Source organism: Shewanella maritima, assembly GCF_004295345.1.
GTDB classification, from domain to species: Bacteria; Pseudomonadota; Gammaproteobacteria; order Enterobacterales; family Shewanellaceae; genus Shewanella; species Shewanella maritima.
Map to the genome: position 1 here is coordinate 3498286 of NZ_CP036200.1, position 16487 is coordinate 3514772.

The following is a 16487-nucleotide window of genomic DNA, read 5'->3' on the forward strand; positions in this document are numbered from 1 at the left end:
TTAGTCGTGCCGTTAGTGGATACTAACGGCATTTTTATTTTCAGCCAAAAACCACTTACTTCAGTAGGTGGTTATCATTCGATTTGGCTTTGCCTGTAAATTCTAGTGTTTTCCATATCTGGCAGCTTTGATTGTTTGCTCACGTCGCAATGACATCTAAAGCACGCAGCAATCACTTCCATGTGTGCTCGACAAAAACATCCATGTTTTCAAAGGCTTTAGATGTCATTACAACTCTAGCTTATAGTTTCAATCGGTGAAGCTAGGCTCCCTTTTAGGGAGCTCACACAAAGCCACCTTCTTCAGAAGGTGGTAATTTACTGCGTTAAGCTGATTTTGATGAGCGCTTTTTACAGGTGTTTTGCTCTAGAGGTACTCACTGGACGCAAATATTAAATATCGATAAATATATTTTATTAATGAGATAGATTTATTTGGTTATTTTTATTGTTTGAGGCTTGTGTACTAGGACCTATTGATCTTTGCTGATTAGAATTTGTTCGAATTAAAAGCACTTTAATCGCGACGCGAGCGATGACGTCTAGTCACCTAAACCTATTGATTTTAACAACAGGGCTCGCAACAAACTGAGCTTTTTGCTAAGAGCGTAGGTGCTTTTAAACGAACCTTTCAGGCAGCGCTTGTTGTCATTTCTACTGCGTTAACGACTTATCATGTGGAACAACCACACATCAAAGTCGTTGCCTTGTATAAATTTCCAACAAGCTGCTGCAAAAATAATCTTGAAAGATCAATAGGTCCTAACCTCGAACATAAGGGAACAAGGTTAATGCATCTTGAACTAGTTGAGTTTTATGGCTCTTCGCTAGATAAATCGCATAGATATCACGTTTAAATTCTGGTGCACCGTCGACTATGTGTAGCTTGCCTTTTCTCAAGTGCTCAAAGCACATTTGCTTGGGCAGATACGCACAGCCGGAGGCTTCTAGGATAAAGTTCAACGCGATTCGAGGTTGACTCATATTGTGGCTAATAATGTTTACGTCACTATAGTTTCGCATGATCTGGCTGTTCACCGCTTCCCATAGTCAACCATAATCATATTTTCTAGCTCATTTGTAGTGATGTCTTTCTCTGTCGAGACTAGCTGCAGCGGTACACTAGCTACTTTTTCGCTAACAATATCTTCCATGAATGGCGGTTCGAATAAGAAGGCGATATCGATAAGTCGACTGATGATTTGCTTTCTAAGCTCTAGTGGCGAGTAGGTATGGGTGTGAAGATGTACATCGTCGAGATTACGATGAATTTTTTGCAGCCAATCTTGCAATACGATATCCCAAATAGACATCATGGAGCCGACAAATAGCTGCTGTGAGCTATCCTGTGTTACTCCTACGTCATGCTTTAGTTTCTGCCACATCATCACCATTTCATTAGCATGCTTCACCAGTCTGTGCCCTTCGGCAGTGAGCTTTAAACGTTTTTGGGTACGGTCAAATAGCAGTACACCCAGCTCTTCTTCAAGTTGTTTGATTCGGCTACTAATTGCGGCCTGAGTTAGGTAAAGGTTTTCCGCAGCCACTCTGACATGCAAGGTTTGGCTCACTTCTAAGAAGGTGGTCAGTAGCTCAATCTTCACGGGTTCAACCCTCTAGTTTGATAAAAAAAATCTATTATATAGTGCAGTTTATTTTGATTTCCTTTTCAAACTTATTCAACTAATTTTCTTCCCATCAAAACTGAGCATCACACGTCGGCATCAAGCATTGGCTTAAAAAATTGATGTGGCTGTACCAAAGGGGGGAAAGCAAATGAAAATCGCAATTTTATCTAGAAACGAAAACCTATATTCAACTCGTCGTTTAAAAGAAGCCTGCATAGCGCGTGGTCATGAAGTTGATGTTATCGATACTTTGCATTGCTATATGGATATCACGAGCAGTCGTCCAGCGGTGCGTTATCACGGCGAAGAGCTGCCTCAGTACGATGCCATTATTCCACGTATTGGTGCCTCGGTGACCTTCTATGGCACTGCTGTCGCCAGACAGTTTGAAATGATGGGTACCTTTAACATTAATGAGTCGGTAGCCATTAGCCGTTCGCGCGATAAATTACGCTCACTGCAGCTATTATCACGTAAAGGGATAGGGTTGCCACGCACAGGTTTCGCAAGCAGACCAGACAACATTAAAGACTTGATTAAAAATGTAGGCGGCGCACCGCTGGTAATTAAGCTGCTAGAGGGCACTCAAGGCATTGGTGTGGTGCTGGCTGATACAGCCAAGGCAGCAGAAAGCATTATTGAAGCCTTTATGGGTGTAAGAGCCAATATTTTAGTGCAAGAGTACATCAAAGAAGCTGGCGGGGCAGATATTCGCTGCTTAGTGGTTGGCGGTCGAGTTGTCGCGGCAATGAAGCGTCAAGGCGCTGAAGGTGAGTTTAGATCTAACTTACATCGAGGTGGTAGCGCTGAAATCGTTAAGTTGACTAAAGAAGAGCGCGCAACGGCAATCAAGGCGGCAAAAGCGATGGGACTCAACTTTTGTGGCGTTGACTTACTGCGCTCTCACAATGGCCCTATGGTGATGGAAGTGAACTCTTCGCCAGGTCTTGAAGGTATTGAAGCTGCAACAGGCTTAGATGTGGCGGGTAAGGTGATTGAGTTTTTGGAAAACAACGCCAAATTCAATGCCACCAAAACTAAAGGGCGAGGTTAGGTACGAGTTATGAAAAAAGTTATCGATAGCTTAATCATTGGCGAGCACACTATTTTACCTGGGCAGACTAAGAAAATTGATTTGCCAGTAGCTAAGCTATATACGGACGCTGACGTGCATTTGCCAATTTATATCATTCGCGGCAAAAAGCCGGGACCAACGATGTTTGTGAGTGCTGCAGTACATGGTGATGAGTTAAATGGCATCGAAATTATTCGCCGTTTAATTAACCTTAAGGGTTTTAAGATCTCGGCAGGCACTTTGATTGCTGTGCCTATGGTCAATGTTTACGGCGTGGTCAACCAAAGCCGCTATATGCCAGATAGAAGAGATTTAAACCGTAGTTTTCCTGGCTCGGCAAAAGGCTCATTGGCTGCGCGAGTAGCGAATAAATTCCTTAAGGAAGTGGTGAGCCATTGCGACTATGGCATTGATTTGCATACTGGTGCGATTCATCGTTCTAATCTGCCGCAAATACGCGCCCATTTGCAGGATGAGCAAACCCTAGCGCTTGCCAAAGCCTTTGGCGTGCCAGTGATTTTGAACTCCGAGATTATTGATGGTTCATTGCGCGATGCTGCGGTAGAAAATGGCACCCGAGTGCTACTTTATGAGGCCGGTGAAGCGCTACGGTTTGACGAATACTCAATTCGTGCCGGGATCCAAGGCATTGTAAACGTGTTAAGGCACTTAAACATGATGCCCAAGGGGCGAGCGCGTAAAGGGGTCGTGAACCAGTTTGTTGCCAACAATAGCGGCTGGGTAAGAGCGACTAGCAGCGGTATTGTTAGCCACCATTTTGAATTGGGCGACCAAGTGAAAAAAGGCGATGTACTTGCAGACATTGGCAGTCCTTATGGCGAGCGACTAGGTCAAGTGCTTGCTAACAAAAGTGGGGTCATTATCGGTAAGCAAAACATTCCGCTAGTGCAAGAGGGTGAGGCTATGTATCACATCGCTTATTTTAAAGAAGATGATGAACACATTGCCGAGCATATTGAGATCGCAGAAGAGTTAGTTAACAAGATTGATACTAACGAGGGCTTGTTATGAATGGCCGTATGATTATTGGACATATCGAAAATATCGAGTTGCCAGAGCTTGGGATTAAACAGTTAACGGTAAGGGTTGATACCGGCGCGCAAACGTCGTCGTTACATGTCGATAATATTCAGCGTACGCATATTGGGCACAAGCCTGCGGTGTCGTTTGATATTCACCCAGAAATCCACAACGTGGATAAAACTGTGCCCTGCACTGCGTTGTTGCATGATATTCGCAAAGTGAAGTCTTCGAACGGCTTAAGTGAGCAGCGTTATGTCATCAAAACACCAGCGGTGTTAGGGGCACATAAATGGGATATTGAAATTACCCTGACAGATAGATCAGATATGACTTATCTGATGCTACTAGGTAGACAGGCATTAGGTGAGCATTTTTATATGGATGCGGCAAACGCGTTTATTGCATCTCAGGTTTAAGTCTTGTGATGTTTGGAGGGAGTCATGTTAGAGCAAATTAAATACTGGTTGACTTACCCCTTGTTTACGTTCAATGAGCGAGTGATAAGGGTAATGGAGGTGCTAGCAGTACCATTGTGGTTACTGTTAAGTATATGGTTAGCCCACTATTTTATATCAAAGTTAGGGGACAGATTACGTAGCAAAAACAAAGACCCTAATATTGTTCACTTGGTCCAGCGCCTGCTATACATTGTCGCGTTAGCTGTGATTTTTATCACTACGCTTTCCATGTTGAATGTCCCTATAACTGCGTTTGCTTTTTTATCTGGTGCTATCGCTATAGGCTTTGGTTTTGGTGCGCAAAATATCATTAACAACTTTATTAGTGGTTGGATATTAATGGGTGAAAAACCAATTCGAATTGGTGACTTTTTAGAAGTAGAGGGCGTTAAGGGAATAGTAGAAGAAATTAACACTCGCTCGACCCGTGTTCGCCGTGTTGATGGGGTGCACATGTTGATCCCAAATTCGAAGTTGCTTGAGAATACCGTTATCAATTGGACGCTTAGAGATAAGTTGATTAGAGGAACGGTTTCAGTAGGTGTAGCTTATGGCAGTGATTGCTCAAAGGTCAGAGATATTATCTTATCTGTCGCCAACGAACAGCCTGAAACGTTAGAAGACAGTGGTAAAGAGCCTCAAGTGTTCTTTCAAGACTTTGGCGACAATGCTTTAGTGTTCGAGGTGTATTTTTGGATAAACTCGCAGGTAGAAGGTGGGCTGCGCCGCGTGGCAAGCAATATCCGATTTGATCTAGATAAAGCATTTAATAATCAAGGCGTAACTGTTGCATTTCCACAACGTGATGTACATTTAGATGGCACCTTGAATATTATCAGTAAAGCTTAGGGTCTGTTGAAAAGGAGTTTATGCATGCATGATTTTATCGTTGAAGCTTGGCAAGTGGATGATGTTGAAAATCCTTTTGCACTGACTTCTAATCAACAGCTAGCCGACCGAGGTTATTGGTTGCACTGTAATCGAGGCTCACCCTTGTTTGAGCAATGGCTTACAGATGAAGGTGTTGACGAGTCAGTTAGGGAGTCTTTGCTTGCGAGTGACACGCGTCCGCGATTTCAGCAGATAGGTAAAAATAGCTTTTTCTTGAATTTACGCGGGGTCAATCTAAATAAAGGGAAAGAGCCTGACGACATGTTAACCGTCAGGTTACTTTATTCGCCGCAGCGGGTGATTACTTGTAGCCAGCAACGTTCTAGAGCGATTGAGTCGTTAGTTAACGCACTTAAGCGAGGAGAGGGGCCTCAGAGTATTGAGGGGCTAATTATTGAGTTGTTATCGCAACTTAATGACAAAATAGACTCCGTTATTGAACCGATAGAGGCCTTTATTGAGAGTCAAGACATAGATACTTTCTCGAAAGAACAAGTATCAGAAATTAGTTTGCAACATCGAAAACTACTGCGACTAAACCGATTTTTGAAACCCCAAGGCTACGCTTTATCTGCATTAGCTAAGAATCAAATTACTACGTTTGAAGCGCATCAAGTGTCCTTAGCAACCCAATTAGATACTTTGCAGAGAATTGTCGATACTATCGATTTTTTCATTGCCCAAATTGAAGTAATCAATAACCGTATCGCTCACCTGAATAGTGAGGTGATGAATCGAAATACCTATTTGTTGTCTATTATTGCAGGTGTGTTTTTGCCGCTAGGTTTCTTGACTGGATTATTTGGTATCAATATTGGTGGTATGCCTGGCGTGGAAAACAGCAGTGCGTTCTATTGGTTTTGTGGTGCGTTAACGGGTATTGGTTTGTTTGAAGTCTACCTTTTTAGGCGGCTAAAGTTTTTGTAATGTGCTAGATAAAACAGCTCTTGCGTTAACTAATTTAAGCTTAGTCATACGAAATAGGCGTTTTTATCAGCTGCTTCTTATAGGTTTATCTTAATTGGTTGATAACTTCAGTGATTACGCTAACGATCTGTCTTTATTTCAATGTTTTTTATTAATAAAGGTGACGGAAGAGGTATTTTCATAGCAGGTGTATCTAGTATAAGTTAGCCTATAGATAGAGATAAAACACTGCTCTCAGAAGCTAGTTAGCGAGGTGTCATTGAAACAATTTTTTGAAGGCCCAGATCCCGCTCTACCAATTGAAATTAACCAAATCAGAATTTTGATTGTGGTTGGCATTATACTGATCGCGGGTTTTATGTCGGCGGATCTTCATGTGATCCCAGCCGCTATCCACGATAGCTATTTTTTCACCCGTGTTGGGGTGCAAATCCCGCTGTGTCTACTGTTTCTTGTTGCGAGCTTCCATTCCAGTTTTAAACGTTACTACTACCCGCTAGTCACTTTCATTATGGTGCTTATTGCATATACCAATATGTGGTTTGTTGACCTTGTGTGGCATAAGGAAAATATTTCATTTGCTTATGAGGGTACTGTTTTATATAGCTTTTTTGCTATGTTTATTTTGCGGCTCAGTTTTAAATATTCAGTCATTTACGCCGCACTGGTGAGTGGCGCTTTTGTATTTTTAGTTGGTCACAGCGAAGTTTATGGCGACCATGCTTTTCTCAATGTTGGCTTTGTACTGACGTCATTACTCGTGTGTTTAATTGGCGTATTGCAAATTGAGCAAGCGCAGAAAAAGTTAATTGCTGCTAATGAGCGCCTAACAGAGTTGAGTAAAATAGACCCGCTGACAGAGCTTTATAATCGCCGTACCTACAAAGCACTGTTCAACAGTTTATTGTCGCTACATAAACGTACTAACGGCAGCGTGTGTGTGTTCATTGTCGATCTTGACCACTTTAAACGCTACAACGATCATTATGGCCATCTTGCAGGTGATGCCATCATTCAGCAGCAGGCTAAATTTTTAAAGCAAATCTTTAAGCGTGATTCTGATGTCGTCGCACGTTATGGCGGTGAAGAGTTCATTATTGCCACTTTTGGTAATGATGAAGAATACTGCCGCGGACTTGCGCAGCGGATTATTGAATGTTGGCACCAGGACCCTTATCCTCACGTGCAAAGTCAATTTGGCCAGGTAACATGCTCTGTAGGCTGGTATTTAACTAATGCCAACAATATAGATACTGAGAAAGACATTGTCTCTAAAGCCGATGATGCTATGTACCAGGCTAAGCGCTCAGGTCGAAATCAATTTATGCAGCACCATGAATAAGCGATATAATAGCGCCATCGTGTTATGAAAAGCCGTTGTTAATCTGGCTTGCAGAATCTTGATTGAGAGAACTGATGAATTTTGATGAAAATGTAATTGAAGACCTTGCTGAATTAGAGCGTTTTATCTTAATGATAGAAAGCGGCGTGCTGGGTTTAGAAGGTGTAGCGGGTATTGGCATGGCTACGAGCAATGCTGATGGACGTCATTTTGTTGCTGTGTTTGGTGATGGTCATAAGCTGCTATTAGGCCGTTGGGTTAGTGATGAAGTATTTGCTAATGGTAAAGACATGGTGCAAAACGGTATTAAAAAGCAGTAGCTTAGTATTTTTTATCCATAATAAGCGTGAATGAGCAGCCCAAGTGGCTGCTTTTTTGTGGCTGTTTATCGGCAGTTGAAGCCAGGGTGAGCGCATGAGTCATTAATTATTAGCCATACACTAAGGGTTAAAGAACTTTGATTGCGCAAGACGCCGTAAAATCATCCCTGATGGCTCCGCTTTAGCATCCTTGCTAAAGAGGCTTGCTTACTCAAAGCTCATTAATCCCGAAAAAATGCGCGACAATTGTTCATGATATTACCCTGCAGGTGAAGCAACTTGAGACGATAAAATAGCATTTTTGTGGTGTTTTTTGGCCATAATAAATGGATTTAATAGACCTTATGTTCGGTTGCTTGCATACGTATCATGCCCTCATTCGCTTAACGCGAGTTTGCATTAAGACTCAATTTGGGAGTTAGCAGCTGCAGCGTTAATCACCAACAGTTATCAGTCGCTTTCGTTATAGATAACACTTCAGCGGCATTGGATTGGAGTAATAAGTATGACGCACCCAATTATTCAAGATTTAAACTTCCGTTACACAGCGAAAAAGTATGATTCAAGCAAGCGCATTTCTGCTGAAGATATTACCGTGATTAAAGAAGCGATTCGTTTATCTGCTTCTTCTATTAACTCGCAGCCATGGAAGTTTATCGTACTTGAAAGTGATGAAGCTAAGCAGCGTTTTCATGACACGTTTGCCAATATGCATCAGTTTAATCAGCCGCATGCATTAGAGGCTTCACACATTGTATTGTTTGCTCACAACCCAAACTTTACCAAAGACGATTACCGTAAAGTGGTTGATGTTGAAGTGTCTTCAGGTCACCTACCAGCGGAAATGTACGACAACATGCTAAATGGTGCATTTGGCTTTGCAGAAATGGTAACTGATGAAAATGGTTACAATGGTCACTGGACCAAGGCGCAAACTTATATTGCGCTGGGCAACACCCTGCATACACTGGCACGTCTGAAAATTGATTCAACGCCGATGGAAGGGGTTGACCCTGAGCTGATTGGTGAAATCTTTAAAGAAGAGCTAGGTGATTATGTGTGTAATTTCGCGCTAGCCATGGGTTATCACCAAGATGGTGAAGATTATAACCACGGTTTGCCGAAGTCTCGTTTACCACAAGAAGCGGTTATCACTACACTATAATTTCTAGGGCCTGTTGATCTTTCAAGATTATTTTTGCAGCTGCTTGTTGGAAATTTATACAAGGCAACGACTTTGATGTGTGGTTATTCCACATGAGTAAGTCGTTAACACAGTAGAAATGACAACAAGCGCTGCCTGAAAGGTTCGTTTAAAAGCACTTTACTCATTGTTGCGAGCGAGTTTGTGTAGGTGACTAGACGTCATCGCTCGCGTCGCGATTAAAGTGCTTTTAATTCGAACAAATTCTAATCAGCAAAGATCAACAGGCCCTAGTTAATCGTAAGTCGTTATCGCTATTAGACGAATAACCCGTAGCCAGTCTTGATTAAATTGAGACTGGCTTTTTACGTACTGCGTGTTAACTGTTTCGTCGCGGCTAAGCTTCCCTATTGCTTTGCTGTTTGAAATGATAGCTGTCTTGATAGCTTACATGACTCGAGTCACAGAATTAATTCTGCCTAAATAATAGATTGATACACTTGCACTGTTTTACACGTATAGGTAACAGCTGTTTTTGATCCGCTGTGAGTTCTTATCAAATTGATGCCATTTGGAGTAAGTCGATGTCACACCCAATTATTGAAGATTTAAACTTTCGCTATACCGCAAAGAAGTACGATGCCAACAAACGTATTTCTGCAGAGGATGTTGCAGTGATTACCGAGACGCTGCGCTTATCGGCATCATCAATTAACTCGCAGCCGTGGAAGTTCATCGTGCTTGAGTCTGAAGCTGCTAAGCAGCGTTTCCATGATACTTTTGCCAATATGCATCAGTTCAATCAGCCTCACGCGACTGAAGCTTCCCATATAGTCTTGTTTGCCCATAATCCTAATTACACCAAAGATGATTACCGCAAGGTGATAGATGAAGAGCTAAAACTAGGGCGTTTAAACCAAGACTCGTACCAAGCAAGGCTTGATGGTGCATTTGGTTTTGTTGAAATGGTCACTGATGACAGCGGCTACAATGGTCAGTGGACCAAAGCACAAACCTATATTGCCCTTGGCACTACCTTACACACACTGGCGCGTTTAAAAATTGATTCGACACCGATGGAAGGAGTTGATCCAGAGTTAATTGGTGAAGAGTTCAAAGGTGAGCTTGGTGGCTATGTGTGTAATTTTGCCCTTGCAATGGGATACCATCTAGAGGGCGAAGACTATAACCAGGGCTTGCCTAAGTCACGATTGCCAATCGATGAAGTCATTGTCACTTTATAATTTTGGCTGCTTGTCATTAGTAAAAAGCGGTAAAAGCACTTTGAAAACCAGCGTTATTACGCTGGTTTTTTGTTTTTAAGTATTCGCTTTAACCTGTTTGCCTCAAACCAAACGCCTTGGTAACGTGTTAGCTATTAGTCATTAATGCTTGGAAGCGCAGACGATTGAATAACAAGTTTACCAATGGCAAACCTGGGGGTGATAACGAGTCCTTAGGTCATATCACGTTGGCTCAATACGTCAAAAAGCGCAATGGCGTTGCGCTTGGCGCTAAAGGCTCATTGTCCAACATGCTGCGCAATGCGTTAGGGGCAATATCATTTCATCACTTTTGGCTGTATTGGAATCCAATTTGGGGTTACTACCTGGGTCGTTATGTGATGCAGCCTGCTAGTAAGCTCATGCCCCAAGGTTTGGCGACGGTTACCACCTTTGTTGTTAGTGGGTTATTGCATGATGTGGCTATTTCTCTCATAAAGATGCAGCTGGTTTTGGTGCTAACCCCTGGTTTGGTGTGATGGGCGTTGTGGCTTATATCAGCAAGCATTATAAATTCAGCCTTGCTCATTGGCCCTGGATTGTCCGCGCTGTGGTCAATGTATCCATTATTGTTGCTTGCTATCTAGTTGCTCGGCAGGGGGCTGTGTTAATTAGCTAACTGAGTGCATAAAAGGAATTAAAGTATTTGCCTAGATTAGAATCACTTAAGACTAACGGCTCGTTATTAATCACTTGCCTGTTACTGACAGCATGTCTTCTAGTAACAGCCTGCAGCGGCCCGCCAACCAAATCATTTGTATATACTCAGGTGCAGGGGGCTTATGCGAGCGGCTGCATGAATGAGTATCAAGGTATTGCTGATGCGAGCCGCTGCGATGATTATCAACTTGGGCCGTTAGTAGTTGAAATGATGCCAAGAGGCAGTAAAAAGTATCATAGTGACCCTGAGCTGCCGCCTTACAAAATTCCAGCTCTGGTATGTACCATCGAGCGCGGGCAACACTATGACTTCAAAAAGCACTTTAAAGTTGAAAGCATTAAAGTAACCACTAATTCAGGTAAACAATTTTCTAGTTTAAATTGGGGTTTTATTAATTATAACCAAGATTGTAAATACATAGCCTTTACCCAAGACTTGCCATTAGTGTCGAGCAAGATCCTGAATTTACCGTTGAGCTGACAATGAGCATCGATGCGCCAGTAACCGCGCGCAAAACCATGCATTACCGTTTCGTCGGTCAGTCGCAATGGCATATTCCTTTTATTGGGCCATAGCGGTAGGTCAGCTGGTTTTAATCCAATTGCTTGGACACATTCTTAGCTGCTTGTGCCACTAATCCTCTAAACCACTTATGGCTTGGGTCATTGGTTCGTGACGAGTGCCAATATGTACACACGTCAATTAAATCCTCCATAAAGGGGGCTTTTAGGGTTTTTAAGTTGTAGATATCCATATACTTGTTGACGAGCTTTTGTGGCAATAAGGACAGATAGTCGCTGCGCTCAACAATGGGCAAAATTTCCATAATACTGCTTGCCTGCCAGGCGGTTTTTCGTTGTGTAAACAGCGCTTCGTTAGTAAAACCCTGACCAATCAAGTAATTGGCATGACGGTCACTATCTTGTCCAAGTATTCCTAGAGTGACGTGCTTTTCCGTTAAAAACTGCTGCTCGTTAATGGTTGACTCAAGCCTAGGGTGGTCGGTTCGGCAAATAATATTGAGTTGGTCACACATGATGACCTGGCTGCGTAAAGGCCCGCGATAATCAGAGCCTGCGCTAATAAGTAAGTCATATTGCTGTGAGCGTAACATGTCAGTTTGGTCAATGTGCTTAAGCGGCTCGATACGCACGCTTGCCTGAGGCGCTTGCTGCGACATCAGCATTGCCAGCTCAGGTAGAATGTTAAACCCAAACACACTAAGCGATGACACCACAAACTCTTTATCACATTCAGCAGGATCAAACTTTTGATATTCAGGTAGGGTATAGATGATGTTCTCTACTGCGTTTGCTAAAGCAGGGTAAATGTCGTGGGCAAACTGAGTTGGCTCGACACCATGGCTTGCACGAATAAATAAAGTGTCTTTAAACACGTCCCTTAGACGAGTCACACCTTGGCTCACTGCCGACTGGCTAATGCCAAGTTGCTTGGCCGCTTTAGAGTAATTTTTGGTCTGCATGATTGCCACAAAAGTGGGAATGAGACTATAGTCTGAATGCTTCATCACTTATACACCTGCAATAAATCCCTACTGATATAAGTATAGTTATATCACATATCAGCTAAATACTGTGCGAAATAGCTAATATAAGCATCAGTTAAGATACCTTTCTGCAAGCATTCAACAAGAAATGTCACGTTAGTAAGTTTTCTTACATCTCTCAGGCAATTAGCCGCAGAGATGTCGTTAATTCATCTCTCATTGCTTTGCGGCGTTTGCCGCAACTAATGATTAACTTTAAGGAATAACTATGGGCATGATCCGCCAGTTCTTTCGAGTTATTGTCACCATCATTGTGGTGCTAGCTAAGTTTTCTGCATTCATGGCTGTAATGCTGCTTGGTGCATACTTGCTGGCGCCTTTGGGCACAATTAACTCGAAAGACATTGATTTAACTCAGTTCACCAATGTCCCCAATAACGCCATGATGATGTTTTTCAACAGCGAATACTTCAGTGGCTATTTATTCGCGGTCACCATCGCTTTAGTGATATTTGCCTTGTATTTGCTATGGCAATTACATGAGGTTGCGGTGCATAAGGCCGAGAAGAAAAACAGCATGCATGTGCAGTTGGTGTTTGCATTGTCACTATGTGGTTTGTTCTTACATAAAGCCTGGTGGGTAATGGCTATCATCATAGCATTTGCTAACTGGCAGCAAATTGGTCAATCAATTAGCCGTATTATTCGCAATGGTTTACGCACTGAGGAAGAAGATAGTAAAAGTGGCGCTAAAAGTGAATCAAACAAGTCCGCTGAGCATACTCAAGCTCAGGCAAGTGATCAGGTCGTCAGTGCAGCTAATTCGGTAAGCGAGCATTCAGCTTTTAGAGCTCAGCAACAAGTAAGTTTTAAGGTGTCTGGCACTGCCCAGGTGCAAGGCCGTAAGGAGGTGACGTCATGAAAGAAGTAATGATCCCTTATATCTTAATCATGTGGATTTTAGTGTCGACAGGTGCAATTAAATGGACACTAAAAAATGCCTTTTGGATTGTCTCTGGTGGCGCATTTATTCTGGCTGTATTAGCGATTATGTCGCGCTTATGGGCACCGGTTGATCTCACGTATTCATCAACGGTTAAAGCGCCTCATGCCGTGTTATCGCCATTAATTGGTGAGCAGATTGATAAGGTTCATGTGACCCATAACCAGCATGTTAAAGAGGGTGAGGTTATATACACCTTGGTTGATACCAGCTCTAAAGCCGAGCTCGAGAAAATCAACGCTGCGATAGTGCAACAGCAAGAATCGATTGCGCAGATGAAGCGCGACATCGAGCGTGCTGATGTATCTCCTGAGATTTTTAACGAGCGTGATGTTGAGAATTATCGCTCGCAGCTCAAGATTGCGAAATCAACCCTTGAGTCGTTAGAAGCAGATTATGACAGAGTTGAGTTTGAGCAAGAGCGTAAAACCGTGCGCGCCCCATTTGATGGGCAAATTGCCGTGGTTAACGTGGCGAGTGGTAGCCGTATGGGTAATATGCACATCTTTGACACTGGCCGTAAGTTTGTAGAGATGCGTATTCCTGACCAAACCTATCGCTATGTTGAGCCAGGGCAGTTTGCTGAGTTTTATGTTGATGCTTACCCAGGTGAAGTGTTCCGCGCACGTGTGCATAGCTTTACCTCAGGCACTGGTGAGGCGTCTGTATCACCGTTCCAAGGGCCGCAAAGCGTACGTCAACACGTTGGTGCCAACACCAGTGCTCACGGACGCACAGTGATTTTGGAAATCTTTGAGCCAGAGGGTAAAAGCATCCCGATTGGTGCGACGGGTTCAGCCTGGATTGCTGCGAAAAAACCGCACCCTTTCTTTGGGTTTATCGACGTGATTGGTGGTGCAACAGTAAGGCTACACTCTTACAAGTCTTACTTTAACGCTATGTAACTTGTCATTCGCCGGGCTGGTGGGTTAGCCCGGCAAAATCAACCGAATCTTTGACTTGCTTATGCACTTATTCGGTCCGGTGTTAACGGACTGAGGGGGATTTTATTGTGCAATGGCAGGTCGCAAATAAAGCAGGGTAATTCAATGTTCAATGAAAAACGAAAGCCAGCCTCATGGCTGAATATTCATAATCGCTATCGCAGTTCTCACCTGAAAGTAGGTTTATTGGCGTTAGCTGTTACTTCTGTGACAGCGCCTTATGCCCATAGTGGCGCATATATGTTCAATGAGCTGGGGATGATGAATATCAGCACGGCTGGTGCTGGTGCCCAGGCGATAGCTGAAGGCGCAGAAACCGCCTTTGCCAACCCAGCGGCAATGGCTGAGTTTGATAGCGCTGCCATCGCTTTTAACTTGCAAGGCATGGTTTCGAGTATTGAATATACCGATACTGGCTCAACGGGCATTTTTGCTAATGGCGAGCAGCAAACTCAGGCTGGCACAGCCATGCCGGTGGCATCAGGCTATTATGTGCAACCATTATCAGACAACTGGCATTTTGGTTTAGCTTTGGCGTCAGCGGGTGGCTCTGTGATTGATTACGGCAATGACTTTTCAGGCGCTGTGTTATTGCAAGATGCGCAGTTAACCACAGTGCAGTTAACCCCAAGCCTTGCCTATTCAGTCAATGAGCAACTGTCATTCGGTGTGGGTTTAGTGACCGAATTTGGTTTATTGGAGCAAAACTTTGCCGGCAGTGATGAGGCTTTGTTGCCAGCAGTTAAAGCAACGGGCGATAGTTTGGGCTTTGGCTATAACATTAGTGGCTTCTATAAGTACAACGACAAACACCAGTATGGATTTATCTATCGCTCGCAAATAGATCATCAAATGGAAGGGGACTTATCTGCCACTGAATTAGCCACAAACTCACGCATTGATATTGTCATGCCAGCGAGTTTACTTGTGAGCGGCGTTCACAAAGTGTCGTCGAAAATGAGTTTATTGTGGAGCGCTGGTTGGACTGAGTTTAGTCAAATCGAAGCAACGCCTATTGTGCTCAATAACATCAGCCTAGGGATAGACCGTCAGTGGCAAGATACCTACTCTGCAAGTATTGGCGTGCATTATCAGTTAACTGATGATTGGCGTTTAGAGTCTGGTGTTTATTATGAAACCTCACCACAAGATGACCCACAGCTGCAGTTCCCTGATGTACCAACCGGGGAAATTTGGAAGCTAGGGCTAGGGGCTACTTACGACATAAGTGAGCAATGGCGCATGCAGATGTACTACGAGTACTTTAATGCTGGTACCCGAGTATTGACTACACGTTAGCGCAAGATACAGCTTTAGAAAGCACCTTGAAAGGTGACTATGATGCAGATTTACACTTTTTTGGTGTGCTGTTTAATTATCAGTTTTAGTTTGCTGTGAGCTTATTTCTTTAGCAAACACAGCCGCTGCAGTAATGAGTGCACTGCAGCGGCTCTTTTCTTTCTATCTATGTTTGTTTGTGCTAGCGAGTGCTAGTCAATCTTATAGCCAACGCCGTAGATTGAATGGATCAGTTCATCACTGGCGATATATGGCGCAAGTTTTTTACGTATATTTTTAATATGGCTGTCGATGGTTCGGTCACTCACTATACGTTCGTCTTTATAGCTAGCTTGCATGAGTTGTTCTCGCGAATATACGCGTCCTGGTTTTGCAACCAAAGTATGCAGCATCCTAAATTCCACCGGTGTCAGCTCCACTTCATTGGCATTGACCACACACTTAAAGCTTTCCTGGGTCAACTCGATACCTCGGTACTCAATACTCTTGTCAGACTGTGTTAGCTGCTCACGGCCTTTGGTACGGCGTAAGATGGCTTTAACTCGGGCGACGACCTCTTTAGGCAGAAATGGCTTGCAAACATAGTCATCGGCGCCGGAGTCTAAACCGATCAGGCGGTCAATTTCATCGACTCTTGCTGTCAGCATCAAGATGGGTACATCAGAGAATGCCCGTACTTGCTTGCAGATACTAATGCCATCTTTTCCCGGCAACATCAGGTCTAAAATCACCATGTCTGGTTCCATTTGCTTGATTGTTTCAACCGCGTGAGTTCCCTCATGAATCGCCTCGGCATCAAAGCCATCAAGAGTAAGGTAGTCAACTAAAAGCTGGGCGATTTTTTGCTCATCTTCAATTACCAAAACTTTGCTATCTTGCATGTACAAATCAATCCTTGTTTGGTTAAGCGTTGATGCTGATTAAACTGCTAAATCTGTGAGTGTCTAAACCTATAAATGTGC

General features: G+C 43.3%; 18 protein-coding genes. 14 read left to right on the forward strand and 4 right to left on the reverse strand.

Going from position 1 to position 16487, the window contains the following annotated elements:
• Positions 1-761 precede the first annotated feature (761 nt).
• Together EXU30_RS20680 and EXU30_RS14860 are read right to left on the reverse strand one after the other, a co-directional pair.
• On the reverse strand, positions 762-983 hold the full coding sequence (locus EXU30_RS20680; protein ID WP_242620229.1) for a hypothetical protein: 222 nt from the start codon (positions 981-983) through the stop codon (positions 762-764).
• A gap of 50 nt (positions 984-1033) precedes the next feature.
• Positions 1034-1603, reverse strand: a complete 570-nt coding sequence (locus EXU30_RS14860) for a LysR family transcriptional regulator (RefSeq protein WP_242620230.1) — start codon at positions 1601-1603, stop codon at positions 1034-1036.
• 172 nt (positions 1604-1775) lie between these two features.
• Here EXU30_RS14860 and rimK point away from each other — a divergent pair, with 172 nt between their 5' ends.
• The 11 genes from rimK (at position 1776) to EXU30_RS14920 (ending at position 11252) form a co-directional block, all read left to right on the forward strand.
• Entirely contained in the window at positions 1776-2681 is a 906-nt protein-coding gene (gene rimK, locus EXU30_RS14865) for a 30S ribosomal protein S6--L-glutamate ligase (RefSeq protein WP_130601315.1), read from the forward strand.
• 9 nt (positions 2682-2690) lie between these two features.
• Positions 2691-3734, forward strand: a complete 1044-nt coding sequence (locus EXU30_RS14870; protein ID WP_207234077.1) for a succinylglutamate desuccinylase/aspartoacylase family protein — start codon at positions 2691-2693, stop codon at positions 3732-3734.
• A complete protein-coding gene (locus EXU30_RS14875) occupies positions 3731-4162 on the forward strand; it encodes an ATP-dependent zinc protease family protein (RefSeq protein WP_130601317.1) in 432 nt (143 codons plus the stop codon). The genes EXU30_RS14870 and EXU30_RS14875 overlap by 4 nt, the downstream gene beginning before the upstream one ends.
• 24 nt (positions 4163-4186) lie before the next feature.
• On the forward strand, positions 4187-5053 hold the full coding sequence (locus tag EXU30_RS14880) for a mechanosensitive ion channel family protein (RefSeq protein ID WP_130601319.1): 867 nt from the start codon (positions 4187-4189) through the stop codon (positions 5051-5053).
• Positions 5054-5077: 24 nt separating this feature from the next.
• Positions 5078-6022, forward strand: coding sequence for a zinc transporter ZntB (locus tag EXU30_RS14885; RefSeq protein ID WP_130601321.1), 945 nt, complete (start codon positions 5078-5080; stop codon positions 6020-6022).
• 259 nt (positions 6023-6281) lie between these two features.
• Complete coding sequence (locus tag EXU30_RS14890; RefSeq protein ID WP_130601323.1) at positions 6282-7364, forward strand: GGDEF domain-containing protein; 1083 nt, start codon at positions 6282-6284, stop codon at positions 7362-7364.
• Positions 7365-7438: 74 nt separating this feature from the next.
• Positions 7439-7684: a hypothetical protein gene (locus tag EXU30_RS14895; RefSeq protein ID WP_130601325.1), complete on the forward strand. Its 246-nt coding sequence runs from the start codon at positions 7439-7441 to the stop codon at positions 7682-7684.
• Between the two features lie 505 nt (positions 7685-8189).
• Complete coding sequence (locus EXU30_RS14900) at positions 8190-8849, forward strand: nitroreductase family protein (protein ID WP_130601327.1); 660 nt, start codon at positions 8190-8192, stop codon at positions 8847-8849.
• Positions 8850-9412: 563 nt separating this feature from the next.
• Positions 9413-10072, forward strand: coding sequence for a nitroreductase family protein (locus EXU30_RS14910; RefSeq protein WP_130601329.1), 660 nt, complete (start codon positions 9413-9415; stop codon positions 10070-10072).
• Between the two features lie 164 nt (positions 10073-10236).
• Positions 10237-10590 carry an MBOAT family O-acyltransferase gene (locus tag EXU30_RS20690; protein WP_242620231.1) on the forward strand — a complete coding sequence of 118 codons (354 nt, stop codon included), beginning with the start codon at positions 10237-10239 and terminating at the stop codon, positions 10588-10590.
• Between the two features lie 167 nt (positions 10591-10757).
• Positions 10758-11252, forward strand: a complete 495-nt coding sequence (locus EXU30_RS14920; RefSeq protein ID WP_130601331.1) for a hypothetical protein — start codon at positions 10758-10760, stop codon at positions 11250-11252.
• Positions 11253-11364: 112 nt separating this feature from the next.
• On the opposite strand, the gene EXU30_RS14925 is transcribed toward EXU30_RS14920, so the two are convergent.
• Entirely contained in the window at positions 11365-12300 is a 936-nt protein-coding gene (locus EXU30_RS14925; RefSeq protein ID WP_130603518.1) for a LysR family transcriptional regulator, read from the reverse strand.
• A gap of 247 nt (positions 12301-12547) precedes the next feature.
• Between EXU30_RS14925 and EXU30_RS14930 the strand changes: the two genes are divergently transcribed.
• The 3 genes from EXU30_RS14930 (at position 12548) to EXU30_RS14940 (ending at position 15525) form a co-directional block, all read left to right on the forward strand.
• Positions 12548-13201 (forward strand): magnesium transporter, encoded by a 654-nt coding sequence (locus EXU30_RS14930; protein WP_242620232.1) that lies wholly within the window; start codon positions 12548-12550, stop codon positions 13199-13201.
• A complete protein-coding gene (locus EXU30_RS14935) occupies positions 13198-14187 on the forward strand; it encodes an efflux RND transporter periplasmic adaptor subunit (protein ID WP_130601333.1) in 990 nt (329 codons plus the stop codon). The genes EXU30_RS14930 and EXU30_RS14935 overlap by 4 nt, the downstream gene beginning before the upstream one ends.
• A gap of 144 nt (positions 14188-14331) precedes the next feature.
• The gene (locus EXU30_RS14940) at positions 14332-15525 is read left to right on the forward strand and encodes an OmpP1/FadL family transporter (RefSeq protein ID WP_207234078.1); all 1194 of its coding nucleotides are present in this window, start codon (positions 14332-14334) and stop codon (positions 15523-15525) included.
• Between the two features lie 191 nt (positions 15526-15716).
• Here EXU30_RS14940 and EXU30_RS14945 read toward each other — a convergent pair whose 3' ends face one another.
• Positions 15717-16406, reverse strand: a complete 690-nt coding sequence (locus EXU30_RS14945; protein WP_130601335.1) for a response regulator — start codon at positions 16404-16406, stop codon at positions 15717-15719.
• Positions 16407-16487 lie beyond the last annotated feature (81 nt).

Coding starts and splice junctions, on each gene's coding strand:
- EXU30_RS20680 (WP_242620229.1), bottom strand. CDS start 983: ATGAGTCAACCTCGAATCGCGTTGAACTTTATCCTAGAAGCCTCCGGC.
- rimK (WP_130601315.1), top strand. CDS start 1,776: ATGAAAATCGCAATTTTATCTAGAAACGAAAACCTATATTCAACTCGT.
- EXU30_RS14870 (WP_207234077.1), top strand. CDS start 2,691: ATGAAAAAAGTTATCGATAGCTTAATCATTGGCGAGCACACTATTTTA.
- EXU30_RS14875 (WP_130601317.1), top strand. CDS start 3,731: ATGAATGGCCGTATGATTATTGGACATATCGAAAATATCGAGTTGCCA.
- EXU30_RS14880 (WP_130601319.1), top strand. CDS start 4,187: ATGTTAGAGCAAATTAAATACTGGTTGACTTACCCCTTGTTTACGTTC.
- EXU30_RS14885 (WP_130601321.1), top strand. CDS start 5,078: ATGCATGATTTTATCGTTGAAGCTTGGCAAGTGGATGATGTTGAAAAT.
- EXU30_RS14895 (WP_130601325.1), top strand. CDS start 7,439: ATGAATTTTGATGAAAATGTAATTGAAGACCTTGCTGAATTAGAGCGT.
- EXU30_RS14900 (WP_130601327.1), top strand. CDS start 8,190: ATGACGCACCCAATTATTCAAGATTTAAACTTCCGTTACACAGCGAAA.
- EXU30_RS14910 (WP_130601329.1), top strand. CDS start 9,413: ATGTCACACCCAATTATTGAAGATTTAAACTTTCGCTATACCGCAAAG.
- EXU30_RS14925 (WP_130603518.1), bottom strand. CDS start 12,300: ATGAAGCATTCAGACTATAGTCTCATTCCCACTTTTGTGGCAATCATG.
- EXU30_RS14930 (WP_242620232.1), top strand. CDS start 12,548: ATGGGCATGATCCGCCAGTTCTTTCGAGTTATTGTCACCATCATTGTG.
- EXU30_RS14935 (WP_130601333.1), top strand. CDS start 13,198: ATGAAAGAAGTAATGATCCCTTATATCTTAATCATGTGGATTTTAGTG.
- EXU30_RS14940 (WP_207234078.1), top strand. CDS start 14,332: ATGTTCAATGAAAAACGAAAGCCAGCCTCATGGCTGAATATTCATAAT.
- EXU30_RS14945 (WP_130601335.1), bottom strand. CDS start 16,406: ATGCAAGATAGCAAAGTTTTGGTAATTGAAGATGAGCAAAAAATCGCC.